Source organism: Nocardia sp. NPDC055050 (assembly GCF_053608345.1).
Genome location: NZ_JBSGVG010000006.1, coordinates 233,987 through 251,470, shown reverse-complemented (window position 1 = coordinate 251,470; position 17,484 = coordinate 233,987). Strand labels below are relative to the sequence as shown.

Here is a 17,484-nt window from a genome sequence, read left to right as displayed (position 1 = left end):
GCCGAAGGCCGCCTCCCCCTCGGGAAGGCGGCCTTCGGCGTTGTGTGGCCGTACTCAGTGGCTGGCGACCTTGCGGTACTGCAGTAGTGCCGCGGGCATCGCGATGGCGAGGATGACCAGCGAGCAGAGGATCGCGTAGAGGATGCAGTTCTCCGCGGCCCAGCCTGTGGCGGGGACGAAGGTCGGGGGCGAGTCGTTCTCGAAGAGCTTGCGACCCGCCGCCGACACCGCGGTGATCGGATTCCATTCGGCGATCGCGCGCAGGGGGCCGGGCAGGGTTTCGGCGGAGATGAACGCCGAGGAGATGAACGTCAGCGGGAACAGCCAGATCAGACCCGCGCTCTGCGCCACCTCCACCGTCGGGGAGACCAGACCGGTCAGGGCGCCGACCCACGACATCGCGAACGCGAACAGCAAGATGATCGCGAACGCGATCACGGCGTCGCCGAAGCTGCCGTGGATGCGCCAGCCGACGATGTACCCACAGATCGACATCACACCCAGGCTCACGATGTTGACGACCAGGTCGGACAGCGTGCGCCCCATCAGGACCGCCAGCCGCGACATCGGCAGCGTCCGCATCCGGTCGATGATGCCCTTCTGCAGGTCACCGGCCAGGCCGACGGTGGTGAACGCGGCATTGAACGCCACGGTCTGGGTGAAGATGCCGGCCAGCAGGAACTCCCGGTACTGGTCGCCGCCGAGCGAGGCACCGAAGATGTAGGCGAACAGGAACACGAACATCAGCGGCTGGATGGTGGCGGTGACCAGCAGCGTCGGCACCCGCAGGATGGTCAGCAGGTTGCGGTAGGCCACGATCGCGCTGTCGCGCACGAACCGGGCCTTCGGTTCCATCTCCTCGCCTGCGGGCGGCCGCGGGGTGGCCGGCTGGATGGGCAGATCGCGGGTCTCGTACTCGTCCACCGTGACGTCGGGGGCACTCACGACAGGACCTCCTCTTGCACGTCGTCGGTTTCGGGTTCGGGGACGGTCTCGGCCGGGGTGCCGGTGAGGGAAAGGAACACATCGTCGAGAGTGGGACGCACGACGTTCGCGTCGAGCACGCAGACACCGGCGTCGTCGAGGCGGCGCAGCGCTTCGACCATCGTGCGTGACCCGTTGCCCACCACCACCGACACCTCGTCGCTGCCGGGCTCGTGAACGGGCTCGCCGACCCCCACCTGCTGCAGGACCTGCACCGCGGGCCACGGGCTCTGCCCCGCGGCGAGGGTGACCGTGAGCCGGTCGCCGCCGATGGAGGTCTTGAGTTCGTCGGCCGAACCGCGGGCGATGACCGTGCCCTTGTCGATGACGGTGATCCGGTCGGCGAGCAGGTCGGCCTCCTCGAGGTACTGGGTGGTGAGCAGGACGGTGGTGCCGTCGTCGACGAGATCACCGATCACCTGCCACATGTCCAGGCGGCCGCGCGGGTCGAGGCCGGTGGTCGGTTCGTCGAGCACCACCACCGGCGGCCGCGCCACCAGCGCACCGGCCAGGTCGAGGCGACGGGCCATACCACCGGAATAGGTGCCTGCCCGCCGACCCGCCGCGTGGTCGAGTCCGAACGCGGTGAGCAGTTCCTCCACGCGCACGACGGACTGCTTGCGTCCCATGCCGTACAGGCGCGCCACCATGCGCAGGTTCTCGTAGCCGGTCAGGTTCGCGTCGACGGCCGCGTACTGGCCGGACAACCCGATCCTGGTGCGCGCGGTGGCCGGGTCGGCCAGCACGTCGATACCGGCGACCCGCACCGAACCGGCATCGGGTCGCAACAGCGTGGTGACGATCCGCACGGTGGTGGTCTTGCCCGCACCGTTGGGGCCCAGCAGGCCGAGCACGGTCCCCGCCGGGATCTCCAGGTCGATCTCCTTCAGTACGCGCACCTTGCCGTAACTCTTCGCCAGGCCGCGCACTTCTACCGCGAGACTCACGGTCGCATCTCCTTCTGGCCGCTGCCGCACACGGTGATGTCCGGGACGGCGTCGAGGTGGCGATGCAGCACGGGGCCGATCGCCGCCAGCGATTCCGGTGTGGTCATCGCCGCGTGCCTGCAGGGCAGGTCGTGGTTGTGGATGTTGCCGGTGACGAACGGCTGCCAGGCGTCGGCACAGCGGCTCGGATCGGCGGCGTTGATCTCGTCCGCCGTGGCGGTGAAGAACACGAGGTCGCCGTCGAAGGTGCGCGGCCGGAACCGGTTGGCCATGACGGTGCCGTCGGCGTACCCGGTGTAGAGGCGTTGCAGATGTTCCACCGAGAGCGCGGCGAACGGACCGGCCTGGGCCCGCAGCAGATCCGCCGCTTCGTTCAGGTCGAGGTCGGCGGGCAACGGTTCGCCGTCGACCAGGTCGGCGCCGAACTCGCCGAGAATGTCGGCGACACTGGGCATCGAGGTGTCGAGCCAGCGGTCACCGAGCTGGTAGCTGTCCATCATCGCCAGCAGCGCGACGTCCTCGCCCGCGTCCTGCAGCTGCACGGCGATCTCCTGCGCGATCAGGCCGCCGAGCGACCAGCCGAGTAGGTGATAGGGACCGTGCGGCTGGATCGACTTGATATGGGCGACATAGTGTCCGGCGGCTTCGGGGATCGAGATGAAGCTGTCGTCGCCGGACACGTGCGGGGCCTGCAGGCCGTACACCGGGCGCTGCGGGGCGAGATGAGCGAGCAGTCCCGCGTAGCACCAGGCCAGCCCGATCGCCGGGTGCACGCAGAACAGCGGGGTGTCGTGCGGGCTGGTGGACGGGCGGATGGCCAGCACCGGGCTGGTGGCCGCCTCGATCACCGCGTCCGGGTCGAGGTCGTCGAGCTTGGCCGCGATTCCCGCGGGGGTGGCGTCGCCGAACATCATCTGGACGGGCATGTCGTAGCCCTGCTCACGCAGTGCCGCGACAACTTTGGTGGCCAGCAGGGAGTTGCCGCCGAGTTCGAAGAACCCGTCGTCCACGCCGACCCGCTCGACCCCGAGGACCTCGGTGAACACCGCGCACAGCGCCATCTCGGCGACGGTCGCCGGCGCGCGGTACCCGCCGGACGCGGTGAACACCGGCTCGGGCAGCCGGGCTCGATCGAGCTTGCCGACCGGACTCAGCGGCACCTCGTCGAGCAGCATGATCGCCTGCGGGACCATGTAGTTCGGCACGTGACCCGCGACGTGCTCGAGCAGTTCGGGCACGCTCGGCGCGCTCCCGTTGCGTGCCTTCACATACGAGACCAGCGCGGTGACCCCGGCCTGCGTGGTGTGACCGATGGTGAGCGCGAGCTCGACATCGGCGTGCCGGGCGAACGCGACGTCGATCTCGCCGAGTTCGATCCGGAATCCGCGGACCTTCACCTGATGGTCGGTGCGGCCGACGTACTCCACGTCCAGCGCCGACTTGGCGCCATCACGCCAGCGCACCAGGTCGCCGGTCCGGTACATCCGTTCGCCCGGCGCGCCGTAGGGATCGGCCACGAACCGCTGGGCCGTGAGTCCCGGCCGGTTGAGGTAGCCGCGCGCCAGGGCCGAGCCCGCCAGCTGCAGCTCGCCGGTGACACCGATCGGGGTCGGGTGCAGTCGCCGGTCGAGCACGGTGGCCGCGACGCCGCGGATCGGCCCACCGATGGTGATCGGGCCCCGCGGGCTCATCGGCTGCGGCATCAACGTGACGATGGTCGTCTCGGTGGGGCCGTACACGTTGTAGAAGTTGCGCCCCGGCGCCCAGCGGGCGAGCAGTTCCGGCGGCAGCGCCTCACCACCGGTGAGCACGTGGGCCAGCGAGTTCACGCCCGCCGGGTCGACGGTGCCCAGCGCGGCGGTGGTGATGAACGCGTGGGTGATCCGTTCCCGGATGAACACCTGCCGCAGGTCCTCGCCGCCGACCACCCCGGCCGGGGAGATCACCAGCGTCGCCGCGCCACCGAGCGCGAACAGGATGTCGAGCATGGCGGCGTCGAAGCTCGGAGTCGCGAAGTGCAGCACCCGGCTGCCGGGACGCACATCGAACCGGTCGGCGGTCTCGGCGGCGAAGTTCGACAGACCGCCGTGGGTGACCACGACGCCCTTCGGGGTCCCGGTGGAGCCCGACGTGTAGATCACGTACGCGGGATTGTGCAGGCGCAGGGGGCGAATCCGTTCGGCGTCGGTAACCGGCGAGTCGTCGGTCCCCAGCACGGTGGCCCTGGTCTGCGGGTCGTCCAGGACCAGCCAGCGGGTGTCGGCGGGCAGTCGATCGCGGTGCTCGAGCAGCGTCAGACCCAGGGCCGCAGCGGAATCGGTGAGCATGTGACTGATCCGCTGCGGCGGGTAGTTCGGGTCGACCGGCACGAACGCGGCGCCCGCCTTCGCGACGGCGAGCATGGTCGCCACCGACTCCACCGAACGCGGAATACCCAGGGCCACCAGGGTTTCCGGCCCCACACCCTGTCCGATCAGGACACGGGCGAGCCGGTTGGTCCACCGGTCGAGCGCGTCGTAGGTGACCACGGTGTCCCCGGCGCACAGCGCGACGCCCTCGCGGGAACGAGCCACGGCGGCACCGAAGACCGCGGGCAGCGTCACCGCCTGCTCGGCGCGGGCACCGTGCACCGGTGCCAGCGCGGTCCACTCGACCGCGTCGAGCAGGGCCAGGTCGCCGACCGCGGTGTTCGGGTCGGCGGCCACGGCGGTGAGCAGCCGGACCAGGCGGTCGCCGAGCCTGCGCGCGGTGACCTCGTCGAACAGGTCCGCCGCGAAGTTCACCGACAGGCTGATGCCGTCGCCCACCCGACTGGCGGTCTGGGTCTCGGTGAAGGTGAACTGCAGGTCGAACTTGGCGATACCGGCGTCGGCGTCGACGGCTTCGATCCGCAGACCGGGCAGTTCCAGCATCCGCACCGGGGTGTTGCGCACCGACAGCATCACCTGGAACAGCGGGTGGTGTGCCTGGGAGCGCGCCGGGTTGACGACCTCGACGAGCCGTTCGAAGGGCAGGTCGGCGTTCGCGAACGCGTCGAGGTCCCCGTCGCGGACGGTGCGCAGCAGGTCGACGAACGCGCGCTCGTCGGAAACCTCGGTGCGCAGCACCAGGGTGTTGACGAACATGCCGATCATCGCGTCGAGTGCTGGATGTCCACGGCCCGCGCTGGCGGTGCCGACGGCGATGTCCTCGGTGCCGGTGACCCGGTGCAGCAGGACCGCCAGCGCCGCGTGCAACACCATGAACATGCTGACGTTGTTCGCCGTGGCGATGCCGCGCAGCGCCCGGTGGGTCGCCGCGTCGACCGTGCAGTCGACGGTGCCGCCCTGGTAGGAGGGCACCGGCGGGCGCGAGCGGTCGGCCGGGACGGTGAGCAGCTCCGGCAGGCCGTCGAGCACACCGCGCCAGTGGTCGAGCTGCTTGCTGATCAGCGAGTCCGGGTCGTCCTCGGTACCGAGGAGTTCCTGCTGCCACAGGGTGTAGTCGGCGTACTGGACCGGCGGGATCTGTTCGCCGAACGGTTCACCGATCTGGATGCCACGGTAGGCGGCGGCCACTTCGGCGGCGAGCGGTTCCAGCGACCAGCCGTCCATCGCGATGTGGTGCACGACCAGCACCAGCACATGCTCGGTCGAGCGCGCGACCGCGAACTTGGCCTTGGCCGGTGCCGACTGCCCGGTGTGGTCGACGCTGATCAGCGCCGCCCGCATGGGCACCGAGGCCGACAGGTCGAATCCCGGGGTGACGAAACGGGTCACGGCGGTGTCGACCTCGCTCGCGGTGGCCGTCGCGTGGAACAGCGTGACGGCGGCGATCGCCGGGTCGAGCACCAACTGCTCGGGCTCGCCGGCGGTCTCCGGGAACACCGTGCGCAGCGTCTCGTGCCGACGTTGCACCGTGTGCAAAGCGGCAATGAGCGCATCGAGGTCGACCGTGCCGTGCAGGCGCAGTACGACCGGGACGTTGTAGGCGCCCGAGGACTGACTGTCACCGCCGGCACCCGCGTTGAAGCGGTTGAGGAACCACAGCCTGCGCTGCGCCGCCGACAGCGGAATCCGCTCCGGGCGTGGCTGGGGCACCAGGTCCGGCCGGTGTTCGTCGCCGGACGGTCCGGATTCGATGAGCGCGGCGAGTTCGGCGACGGTCGGCGCCGCGAACACGGTGCGCACTTCCAGGCGCACATTGCTGGCCGCGGCCAGCCGGGCCACCAGCTGGGTGGCCAGCAGCGAGTTGCCGCCGATGTCGAAGAAGCTGTCGGTGGCGCGGACCTCGCTCGCCCCGACCAGCTCCTCGAACACTCGCGCGACCGTCCGCTCGGCGTCGGTCTGTGGTGCCCGGCCCGCGGCGGCGGTGAACTGCGGTTCCGGCAACGCCGTGCGATCGAGCTTGCCGACCGGAGTGAGCGGCACTTGGTCGATCAGGTTCAGCGACGCGGGCACCATGTGCCCGGCCAGCCGGACCATCGCGTGCCGCTTCACCCCGGCCACCTCGGCCGGGTCGACGCCCTCGTTCAGCTGGATCCAGGCGACGATCCGGTCGTCGCCCGCGATCCGGCGGACCTCGGTGTGTGCGAAGCGGACCTCGGGATGACTGCCGAGGACGGCGCTGATCTCGCCGAGTTCGATCCGGAAACCGCGCACCTTCACCTGATGGTCGCTGCGACCCAGGTAGTCGATCTCACCGTTCGCCGTCCAGCGCACCACGTCGCCGGTGCGGTACATCCGGCTGCCCGCCGGGCCGAACGGGTCGGCGATGAAGCGTCCCGCGGTCAGGCCGTAGCGCTCGTGATAGCCCTGGGCGATGCCGGCGCCGCCGATGTAGAGCTCGCCCGGCACCCTGCCGACGACCGGTCGCAGCCGCTCGTCGAGCACGAGGGCCCGTGAGCCGCGCACCGGCGTGCCGATGGCGACCGGAACACCCACCCGCAGCTCCGACATCGCGGCGATGACAGTGAACTCGGTGGGCCCGTAGGCGTTGACGAACCGCCTGCCCGGCGCCCAGTTCTCCACCAGGTCCGGCGGCACCGCCTCGCCACCGGCCATCAGACCGCGCAGCATCGGCAGCGGGTGGCGGGTGGGGTCGATCGAGCCCAGCACCGCGGGCGTCAGGAAGGTGTGGGTGATCTGCTCGCGTTCCAGCAGGGTCCCGAGTTCGTCACCGCCGTAGATGTCGATCGGGCCGATCACCATCTCGGCGCCCGAGTAGACGGCGAGGAGCATGTCGAGCACCGAGACGTCGAAACTGGGTGTGGAGAAGAAGAACGTGCGGGAGAACCGGTCGAGGCCCATCCGTTCACGCAGGTCGAGCGCGAGACTCGTGAGACCGCCGTGGGTGACGGTGACGCCCTTGGGCAGGCCGGTCGAACCGGACGTGTAGATCTGATAGGCCAGGTCGGCGGTGCGCACCGGCCGGACCCGCTCGGTGTTGCTGATCCGGACCCCGTCGTAGCCGGCCAGTTCGGCGTTCAGCTCGTCGCCGTCCATCAGCAACCACTGGGTATCGATCGGGCCCGCGGCCTCGCGCAACGAGTCCGCGTCGGCGCGCGCGGTGAGTACCGCGCTGGCACCGGAGTCGGTGAGCATGTGCCGCACCCGGTCGGCCGGGTAGCGCGGGTCGACGGGCACGAACGCGGCGCCGCTGGCCGCGACGCCGAAGATGGCGAGGGCGCAGTCCAGTGAGCGGGTGAGCCCGACAGCCACCCGGTCGCCGGTGCCGATGCCGCGCGCGATCAGCGCCCGGCCCAGCCGGTGCGCCCGGCTCGCGACCTCGGCGTAGTCGAGCTCGCCCACGTCCCCGGCGACGCTGCCGTCGGCGAACCAGCGCAGCGCCGGCCGCTGCGGATACTTCGTGGCGGCACCGTCGAGGATGTCGGCCAGGATGACCGGCGTGACCGCGGCGGGTCCCTGTGCGGGGACGTGCTCACGGTGCTCGAGCACGGTGAGCGGGTCCAGATCGCACACCAATTGCCGTGGGTCGGCGGTCACCTGGGTGAGGATCTGCACGAACCGGTCGGCGAGGGTCTGAATGGTGGCGGCGTCGAACAGTTCGGTGGCGTAGACGAAGTCGAACCGCAACCCGCTGTCCTCGGCGGGCGCGACCCGCAGTTCCAGGTCGAACTTGGCCAGGGCGATGTCGAGCTCTTCCGCGGCCAGCCGCAGTCCGGGCAGTTCCAGCGCGGGTGTGCGGTTGTCCTGCATGCTCAGCGCGACCTGGAACAGCGGGTGGCGGTTGCTCGCCCTGCTCTCGCGGCCCAGCGCGTCGACGACGCGCTCGAACGGCACATCGGCGTGGGCGAGGGCGGCGAGCTCGCCATCGCGATCGGCGTGCAGCAGCTCGGTGAAGCTGCGGCCGGGATCGACATCGGAGCGCAGGACCAGGGTGTTGACGAACATGCCGACGAGATCGTCGAGCTGGATGTCGGTGCGCCCGGCGACCGGGGTACCGATGGGGATGTCGCGGCCGCCGGTGACGCTGCGCAGCAGCACCGACAGCGCCGAGCGCACGACCATGAACAGGCTGACACCGGTGTGGCCGGCCAGCTCGTCGAGCGCGTGCTGCAGCGGTGCCGAGACCGCGCAGGTCACGGTGCCCGCGGACCCGGTGGGTTCGGCGGGGCGTGGCCGGTCGAACGGCAGCGGCAGCTCGTCGGGCAGTTCGGACAACGTCTCGCGCCAGAACGCGAGCTGGGTGGCGGTGATGCTGTCCGGGTCGTCCTCGCTGCCGAGCACCGCCCGCTGCCACAGGCTGAAGTCGGCGTACTGCACCGGCAGCGGTGCGCGTTCGGGGACGGCGCCCCCGGTGCGAGCCACGTAGGCCAGTGCGAGATCACGCGTCAGCGGGCCGAGCGACCAGCCGTCGGCGGCGATGTGGTGGACGACGACGCCGAGCAGGTGTTCGTCGGATGCGGTGCGCAGCAACGACACTCGCAGCGGCGTCTTCCGGGTGAGGTCGAAGCCCTGGCGGGCCAGCGCGGTCAGCGCCGCGTTCGCCCGATCGGGTGCGGTGTCGAGGGCGTCGATCACCGGCATCGCCTGCTCGCGCGGCAGGATCACCTGCTGGGCGCCGGAGAGGTCTTCGGGGAAGACCGTGCGCAGTACCTCGTGGCGCTCCACCAGGTCGCCGAGAGCGCCCCGCAACGCCTCGACGTCCAGATCTCCGCCGATTCGCAAGACGAATGCGATGTTGTAGGCGCTCGATTCGGGGGACAATCGGTTCAGGAACCACAGCCGTTGCTGCGGCAACGACAGTGGTATGCGTCCCGGGCGCGGGGTGTGTACCGCCAGCGCCACCCGCTGCGTCCGGGGCGCTTCCGTGATCAGCCGGGCGATGCCCGCCACGGTCGGTGCCTCGAAGATCTGCCGGACCGGCAGGTCCACCTCGAATTCGGCGTGCAGCGCGGCGGCGAGCCGGGTGGCCAGCAGCGAGTTGCCGCCGATGTCGAAGAAGCTGTCCTCCGCGCCGGGGATCGGGCGGCCGAGAATCTCGGTGAACACCGCGGCCACCCGCATCTCGAGGTGCGTGCGTGGCGCACGCGACCCACCACTGACCACGAATTCGGGTGTGGGCAGGGCCTTTCGGTCGAGTTTGCCCGCCGGGGTGACCGGCATCGCGTCGAGCACCGCCAGTGCGGCGGGCACCATGTAGCCGGGCAACCTGCTGCGGGCGGTGTCGAGCACGGCGGCCGGGTCGATCGGGCCGTCGGCGGTGACGTAGGACGCGAGCCGCTGCTGCCCCTGATCGTCGACGTGGACGATGGTCAGCGCGGACCGAACGCCCGGGTGTTCGCGCAGCACATGGTCGATTTCGCGCAGTTCGATCCGGAACCCACGGATCTTGATCTGATCGTCGGCGCGGCCGAGGAAACGCAGCAGGCCGGTCATGTCGGCGACGACGAGATCGCCGGTGCGATACATCCTTTCGCCGACGCGGCCGTGCGGGTTGGCGACGAACCGCTGCGCGGTGAGTGCCTGCTTGCCGAGGTACCCGCGGGCCAGGCCGGGCCCGGAGACGTAGAGCTCGCCCGGTGTTCCCGGCGGCACCGGGTTCATCCGGCCGTCGAGCACGAACAGCCGCATGCCGCGCACGGGGGTGCCCAGCGGGACAGGCTCGCCCGGAACCATGGCCGCGCTCGCGGTGACCGCGACGGTGGCCTCGGACGGGCCGTACATGTTGTGCATCCGGTACTTCGTGGCCCAGGCTTCGACGAGTTCGTCCGAGCACGCCTCGCCGCCGACGATCACCGTGTTGAGTGCCGGGAACTCACCGGCGGGCACCGTGGCCAGCGCGGCCGGAGTGATAAACGCGTGGGTGATGCGTTCCGAGCGCAGGAAACCGGCCAGCTCCGCACCGCCGTACAGGTCGGCGGGGGCCACCACGATCGTGGCACCCGCGGCGAACCCGAGCAGCAGTTCCAGCACCGAGGCGTCGAAGCTGGGTGAGGAGAAGTGCATGGTCCGCGCGTGGTCGGTCACCTTGAACAGCTGGGTCTGCTCGCTGGCCAGCGAGGCGATGCCCGCATGGGTGACCACGACGGCCTTGGGTGTGCCGGTCGAACCCGAGGTGTAGATGAGGTAGGCGGGCTGCCCGGCTCGCATCGGATGCCTGCGGTCGGCATCGGACAGGGGACTGCCCGAGCGGACCGCGCAGTCGGCCTCGAAATCGGCCGTTCCGAAGACCATCCACTCCGGTGCCGACCGGTGCTTGCCGGTGGCGGTGGGCAGCGCGGCGAGATGCTCGGGCAGGGTGAGCCCGAGCGTGGCCCCGGAGTCACCGATCATGTGCGCGATGCGATCGGCCGGGTAGGCGGGGTCGACGGGCACGTACGCGGCGCCGGTCTTGGCGACCGCCCAGATCGCGATGATCGACTCGAGGCTGCGCGGCAGCGCCACGGCGACCACCGTTTCGGGTGCGGCGCCGTGCGCGATGAGACTGCGCGCCAACCGGTTCGAGCGTTCGTCGAGTTCGCGGTATGTGGTGTCGAAACCGAGGTAGCGCACCGCCACCGAGTCGGGCAGGTGTTGTGCGGTGTCGCCGAGCAGCCGGGCCAGGGTGCCCGCCGGTTCGGCGGGCGCGCCGGCCACGGGGACCAGGCGGGCGATCTCGCGACGGTCGAGCACGTCGAGGTCGCCGATCGCCGTGGTGGGGGTGGCGACAGCGGCGGCCAGCAGCGTGGTGAACCGCCGGGCGATGGCCTGCACCGTGGCGCGATCGAAAACATCGGTGGCGAAACCGAATTCGGCGTGCAGCGGTCCGTCGTCGTGAGTGTCGCGAACCTCGAGCTGCAGGTCGAACTTGGCGACGCCGATTTCGATCGGCACCAGTTCCGCGGTGACACCGGGCAATTCGACCCGCAGTTCCGGGGTGCGGTCGTAGGACAGCATCACCTGGAACAGCGGATGCCGGGTGGTCGAGCGATCGGGATTGACCAGTTCCACCAGCCGCTCGAACGGCACGTCGGGGTTGGCGAAGGCATCCAGGTCGGTCTCGCGGACCAGGTCGAGCATGCGCTCGAACCCGGCGCCGAGGTCCACCTCGGTGCGCAACACCAGGGTGTTGACGAACATGCCGACCAGTTCGTCCAGCGCCGGATCGGAGCGGCCCGCGATGGGCGTGCCGATGGTGACGTCGGTGCTCGCGCACAGCCGGGCCAGCAGGGTGGCCAGGGCGGCGTGCAGCACCATGAACATGCTCACGCCGCGACTGGTGGCGAGTTCGGCTGCCGCGCGCCGGGTTTCGGCGTCGATGACGAATTCGACGGTGTCCCCGCCGGTGCCACGCTGTTGCGGCCGCGGCCGGTCGAGGGGCAGGTCGAGCTGATCGGGCAGCCCGGCCAGCGCACCGCGCCAGTGCCCGAGCTGGCGCGCGATGGGCGCCTCGGGGTCGGTTTCCTCACCGAGCAGTTCCCGCTGCCACATCGCGAAATCGGCGTACTGCACCGGCAGCGGTGCCCACTGAGGCGCGACGCCGCCCGCGCGCGCCGACACTGCGACCATCAGATCCCGGGCCAGCGGTGCGACCGACCATCCGTCACCGCTGATGTGGTGCAGCACCACGAGCAGCAGGTGATCCTCGGCGCCCACCCGGTAGAGCGCGACCCGCAGCGGTGTCTCGGTCCGCAGGTCGAAACCGCGCCCCGCCACCTGCGCGGCCAGCGCGGGAATCTCGGCGGCGGCCACCTCGATCGGCATCAGCTCGGGTTCCACCCCGGCCGCGGGGTGGATGCGCTGGTACGGACCCTCGGGGCCTTCGGGAAAACTGGTGCGCAGGCTCTCGTGGCGGTCGAGCACGTCGCGCAGACCCGCACGCAACGCCTCCAGGTCGAGATGCCCGGTGAGCCGCAAGGCCAAGGGCATGTTGTAGGCGGCGGCGTGTTCGGCGAACCGGTTGAGGATCCACAGCCGCTGCTGGGCCAGCGACAGCGGCACACGTTCCGGTCTGCGTGCCGGAACCAGTTTCGGTGTCGAGGTCTCGGGCCGGTGGGTGCTGATGTAGCCGGCCAGCGCGGCGATGGTCGGCGACTCGAACATCTCCCGGATGCTGAGGTTCGCATCGAGGGTGGTGTTGATCCGGGCGACCGCGCGGGCCGCGACCAGGGAATTGCCGCCGAGATCGAAGAAGCTGTCCTCGATCCCGATCGTGGTGCCGTCCAGGGCGAGAACCTCGGTGAAGATCTCCGCGAGCGCGCATTCCAGCTCGGTCTGCGGTGCGGCGGCGCCGGTGGTGACCCGCACACCCACCTCCGGTGCGGGCAGGGCTGTGCGATCGACCTTGCCGTTGGCGCTCAACGGCAGTTCGTCGAGCACCACCAGTGCCGAGGGCACCATGTAGGACGGCAGGCCGCGGCGCAGTGCCGCGAGCAGGACGGTGGGATCGGGCGCCGACGCGCCGGGCGCGGCGACCACGTAGGCGACGAGTTCGTCCTCACCGATGCGGCCGGTGCGGGCCACGCAGACCGCGCGGGCGATATCGTCCTGCGCGAGCAACGCGGATTCGATCTCGCCGAGTTCGATACGCAGTCCGCGAATCTTCACCTGGAAGTCGGTGCGGCCCAGGTATTCCAGGACGCCGCCGGCGATCTGCCAGCGCGCCAGGTCACCGGTGCGATACATCCGCTGCCCCGAGGCGAAGGGGTTGGCGACGAACCGGTCGGCGCTCAGGTCGGGACGGCCCAGGTAGCCACGGGCCAGTTGCGCGCCCGCCAGGTACAGCTCGCCGACGACACCGGGCGGGACCGGGCGCAGATGCGGGTCGAGCACATAGGTCTGGGTGTTCCACACCGGCGAGCCGATCGGCACCGTGGTGGCCTCGGCCGGGCACGGCCAGTAGGTGACGTCGACCGCGGCCTCGGTGGGCCCGTAGAGGTTGTGCAACTCCGGTCCGCCGTCGGGGCCGTGCAGCGCGGCGTGGAAATCGGCGACCGTCGCGCCGGGCAGCGCCTCACCACTGCAGAACACCCGGCGCAGCCCCGCCCCGCCCCGCACGCGCGGGTCGGTGACGAACAGCGACAGCATCGACGGCACGAAATGAGCTGTGGTGATGGACCTTTCGGTGATGATCCGGGCGAGGTAGGCCGGGTCGCGATGCCCTTCGGGAGCGGCGACGACCAGGCGCGCACCGACCTGCAGCGGCCAGAAGAACTCCCAGACCGACACGTCGAAGGTGGCCGGCGTCTTCTGCAGGACCGCGTCGGTGTGGTCGAGCGGGTACTCGGCCTGCATCCAGCGCAACCGGTTCACGATCGCGGCATGCGTGACACCCACGCCCTTGGGTTTACCCGTGGAGCCCGAGGTGAAGATGACGTAGGCGAGATGATCGGGGCGCAGCGGCGCGGTGCGGTCGGCGTCGGTGATCGGCGCGACGTCGTTGCCGCTCACGTCGAGCGTGTCCAGATCGACCCGGACGGCGCCCTCTGGCAGCCGGACCCCGTCGCGATCCGCGGTGAGTACGCACACCGGATGTGCCTGTGTCAGTACCGCTTCGATGCGATCGACCGGATGCCCGGGATCCAGCGGCAGGTAGGCCGCGCCGGTCGCGAGTACCGCGTAGATCCCGACGACCAGATCGACACTGCGATGCAGGCACACACCGACGGTGGTCTCCGGGCCCGCGCCGCGGGCGATGAGTTCGCGTGCCAGCTGGTTCACCCGGTCACCGAGTTCGGTGTATCCGAGTGTGCGGTCGCCGAATTCGAGACCGATGGCGTGCGGGCTGCGCGACACCTGGTCCTCGAACAGCGAGACCAGCGTCGCGGCCTGCATCGGCATCTCGGTGGCGTTCCACTCGCGCAGCACCCGCTCGTTCTCGGCGGTGGTGATCGCGGTGAGCGTGTAGGTGGGGGTGGTCGGCTCAGCGGCCAGGAAGCGCGCGAGGAAGTCGAGGTAGCGCGCGTGGTGGGCGGCGTTCTCGGACTCGCCGTAGAGCTTCGGATTGGCCTCGAAGTCGAGCTGGATGCGGCCGCCGTCGCCGTTGTAGATGTTGATCGAGAGGTCTTCGACGGGTCCGGTGGCGAGCACATGGAGCTGACCGGCGATGTCGTCGAACTTCAGCTCGTCGTGGAACAGCATGATGTTGACCATCGGCCCGAAGAAGCCGCGCGCGTCGCGGGAGTACCCGCAGTCTCGCCGGATGTCGTCGGAGCGGTAGCGCTGGTGGCGCAGGGCGCCGGTGATCTGGAGTTCGGTCTGGCGCACGACGTCGGCGACGGTGGTGTGCTCGTCGAACCGCAGGCGCAGCGGCACCACGTTCGACACCACACCCGCCGACCGGCGCAGCGCGACGGTGGTGCGTGCCGAAACCGGAAGGCTCAGTACGACATCCGGGTCACCGGTGACCGAACGGACATAGGCGGCGAGCGCGGCGACGATCAGCGCGGAGTTGGCCGAACTGTGTGTGGTGATCGCGTCGGTGAGCAGCGTGTCGAGGTCGGTGTCGAGCACCGCGGTGGCACGGTGGCGCCCCGCGTCGTGGGTGTCGCCCGCGGCGGTGACCGATGACAGCGTCATCGGTTCGCCCACGCCGGCGAGCTGTTCCGTCCAGTACTCGCGGTCGGCACGGAACCGGCTGGACTCGCGATAGCGGGATTCGTCGGCGTAGAGGTCGACGAGCGCGGCGGCGCGGGAAACGGACGGCTCACGCTGCTCGCCGACCGCGGAGTAGATCTCGGCGGTGCGCGAGAGCGCGTTCATCGCACCATAACCGTCGATGACGATGTGGTGGCCGCGTTCGTACCAGAACCAATCCCGGTCACCGATCCGCAACACCACATTGATGGTGAGGGGCTCGTGCTCCATGTCGATCGGGGTGCTGGCGTGGGCGTTCATCCAGGCCAGCGCGGCGGCCCGGGGGTCGGATTCGCCGCGGAGGTCGATCCGGCCCCAGCCGGGCCGCCACGTGGGGTCCACTCGCTGGTGGGGCACGCCGTCGATCTCGAGTAGGCGGACGTGTCCCACCTGGGATTCCGCGCCGAAGCGCTCGACCGCGTACAGCAACCGGCCGACGTCGAGATCACCGTGCAGTTCGACGTAGTGAGCGATGGTGAGCGGAATATCGGGCCGGATCCGTTGCGCGTACCACAGTGCTGTCTGACCGGGCGAGAGGGCGAACGGTTGGCCCGGGTCCTCGTCGGTGATGCTCGAGCTGACGTGGTCGGTGGCCAAAGAACTCATCAAGCACTCCGTTTCTGCCTTGTGTCACAACTCCCCGAGCAGCGCCCGGGCACACGACGGCCCAGGGCGTGGCTTTTCCACGCCCATGATTCGGAGTACTACGGCAGCCGGATGGCTACGAATGTGAATTTATTTCGAGCTCAACGAATTACGCCCCTGAAGCAGCAACTTTGTGCCGCTTCCCCCCGGTTGAAACAAACCGCTTATTCAGAATTGTCCGAACTTCGCGCAAGATGCGTCGGATTCGCGCGGCGGCGTCGAAGTAATAGCAATCCGACACCGATCGCGGTCAGGATAACGGACGCGAGTTCCGGCCACCCACCGATTCGGGTAGCGACTGTTGTTGTGTCGCGCAACGGTAGCTGGGCCACCAAGGCGGCGGGGACGACTTGCTCGGTGTGCTCTCTGAGCACGCCGTCAGCGGTGATGATCCCGCTGACACCCGTGGTTGCTGAGACCACGAGCGCACGCCCGTGCTCGACCGCGCGTACCCGCGACATCGCCAGTTGCTGGTAGGTCATCTCGCTTTCGCCGAAGGTGGCGTTGTTGGTGGGCACCGTCAGCAATTGGGCGCCCGCGGCGAGGGAATCCCGAAATGCCCGATCGAACGCGACTTCGTAGCAGGTCGCCACGCCGACCGGCACACCGGCGGCCGTCACCGTTCCGTCACCTTTACCCGGCACGAAATAGCCCGCGCGGTCGGCATAGGAGGAGAACAAACGGAAGAAACCGCGCATCGGCAGGTATTCGCCGAACGGCTGGATGATCTTCTTGTCGTGGCGCTCCCCCGGGCCCGCCGTGCCGTTCCACACGATCACCGAGTTGGTGGTCGTGCGGTCACCGTTCACCAGGACTGCGCCGACCAGGATCGGGGCGCCGATCCGTACCGAGGCTTCGGTGATCTCGGCGGCGGCGTCGGCATTTCGCAGTGGGTCGATATCGGAGGAGTTCTCGGGCCAGATCACGATGTCGGGCCGCGCGGCCTGTCCGCGGGTGACGGCGTCGGCCAACTCCTCGGTGCGCCGGACGTGGTTGTCCAGCACGGCGCGGCGCTGGGCGTTGAAGTCGAGCCCGAGCCGCGGCACACTGCCCTGGATCGCCGCGACCGTGATCGTTCTGATACCTGCGTCCGGGGCGGGCAGTGTCGGCCGCAGGATCACTCCGGCCAGGGGCATGGTAGCCACGGCCACCACCGCGGTGGCAAATCCGGTGCGCACGGCGCGAGTGTTCGGGCGTGGCGCGGGCGTGCGGGCCCAGGTGACGACGCGCAGGGCGAGCGCGGCGAGCGCGGTGCCGGTCAGCGCGACCGCGAAGCCGACCAGCGGCGCACCACCGTAGGCGGCCAGCGGCAGATACCACCCATCGGCTTGACCGAAAGCGACCCGCCCCCACGGGAATCCGCCGAACGGGAAACTCGAGCGCACCCATTCGCTCGCGGTCCACGCCAGGGCGAGCCAGATCGGCCAGCCCGGCAGCGCGCTCAACCACCGGGCGAGCACACCCCACAGGCCGAAGTACAGCGCGCACACCGTGGACAGCGCCAACCACGGCACCGGGCCCACGTAGATCCCGGTCCACGGCAGCAATGGCACGAAGAACGCCAGCCCGCCGAGCAGCCCGTACCCGAAACCGCCGCGCAGCCTGCCCGGCCCGCGCACCGCGAGGGTGAGCAACGCGATGGCCACGGGGGCGAGGAACCAGAACGGGCGGGGCGGAAAGCTGCCGAACAGCAGCAGCCCGCCCACGACGGCCGCGAGCAGCCGCAATACCGCCGGGTGCGAAGCGGCGGCGGATCGGCTCGCACCGGGATCCACGTCGCCCGCTGCTGATGCCGACTCGGCTGCGGAGTCGGGGTGGTTACCCGTCGCGGGATCGATCATGGTGTGTCG

General features: G+C 70.0%; 4 protein-coding genes. All 4 read right to left on the bottom strand.

The genetic code is table 11. The features are described 5' to 3' along the window. Positions 1 to 54: 54 nt before the first annotated feature. Positions 55 to 855 carry an ABC transporter permease gene (locus ACWGCN_RS09280; RefSeq protein ID WP_452459118.1) on the bottom strand — a complete coding sequence of 267 codons (801 nt, stop codon included), beginning with the start codon at positions 853 to 855 and terminating at the stop codon, positions 55 to 57. Positions 856 to 941: 86 nt separating this feature from the next. Next, the gene (locus tag ACWGCN_RS09275) at positions 942 to 1,931 is read right to left on the bottom strand and encodes an ATP-binding cassette domain-containing protein (RefSeq protein ID WP_378987919.1); all 990 of its coding nucleotides are present in this window, start codon (positions 1,929 to 1,931) and stop codon (positions 942 to 944) included. Continuing rightward, the gene (locus tag ACWGCN_RS09270) at positions 1,928 to 15,595 is read right to left on the bottom strand and encodes an amino acid adenylation domain-containing protein (protein ID WP_452459112.1); all 13,668 of its coding nucleotides are present in this window, start codon (positions 15,593 to 15,595) and stop codon (positions 1,928 to 1,930) included. The genes ACWGCN_RS09275 and ACWGCN_RS09270 overlap by 4 nt, the downstream gene beginning before the upstream one ends. 203 nt (positions 15,596 to 15,798) lie before the next feature. Further along, entirely contained in the window at positions 15,799 to 17,475 is a 1,677-nt protein-coding gene (lnt, locus tag ACWGCN_RS09265) for an apolipoprotein N-acyltransferase (RefSeq protein ID WP_452459111.1), read from the bottom strand. Positions 17,476 to 17,484: the final 9 nt, after the last annotated feature.

Bases quoted from the DNA above. Each gene is read 5' to 3' on its own strand.
- ACWGCN_RS09270 (WP_452459112.1), bottom strand. From the start codon at position 15,595: ATGAGTTCTTTGGCCACCGACCACGTCAGCTCGAGCATCACCGACGAG.
- ACWGCN_RS09280 (WP_452459118.1), bottom strand. From the start codon at position 855: ATGGAACCGAAGGCCCGGTTCGTGCGCGACAGCGCGATCGTGGCCTAC.
- lnt (WP_452459111.1), bottom strand. From the start codon at position 17,475: ATGATCGATCCCGCGACGGGTAACCACCCCGACTCCGCAGCCGAGTCG.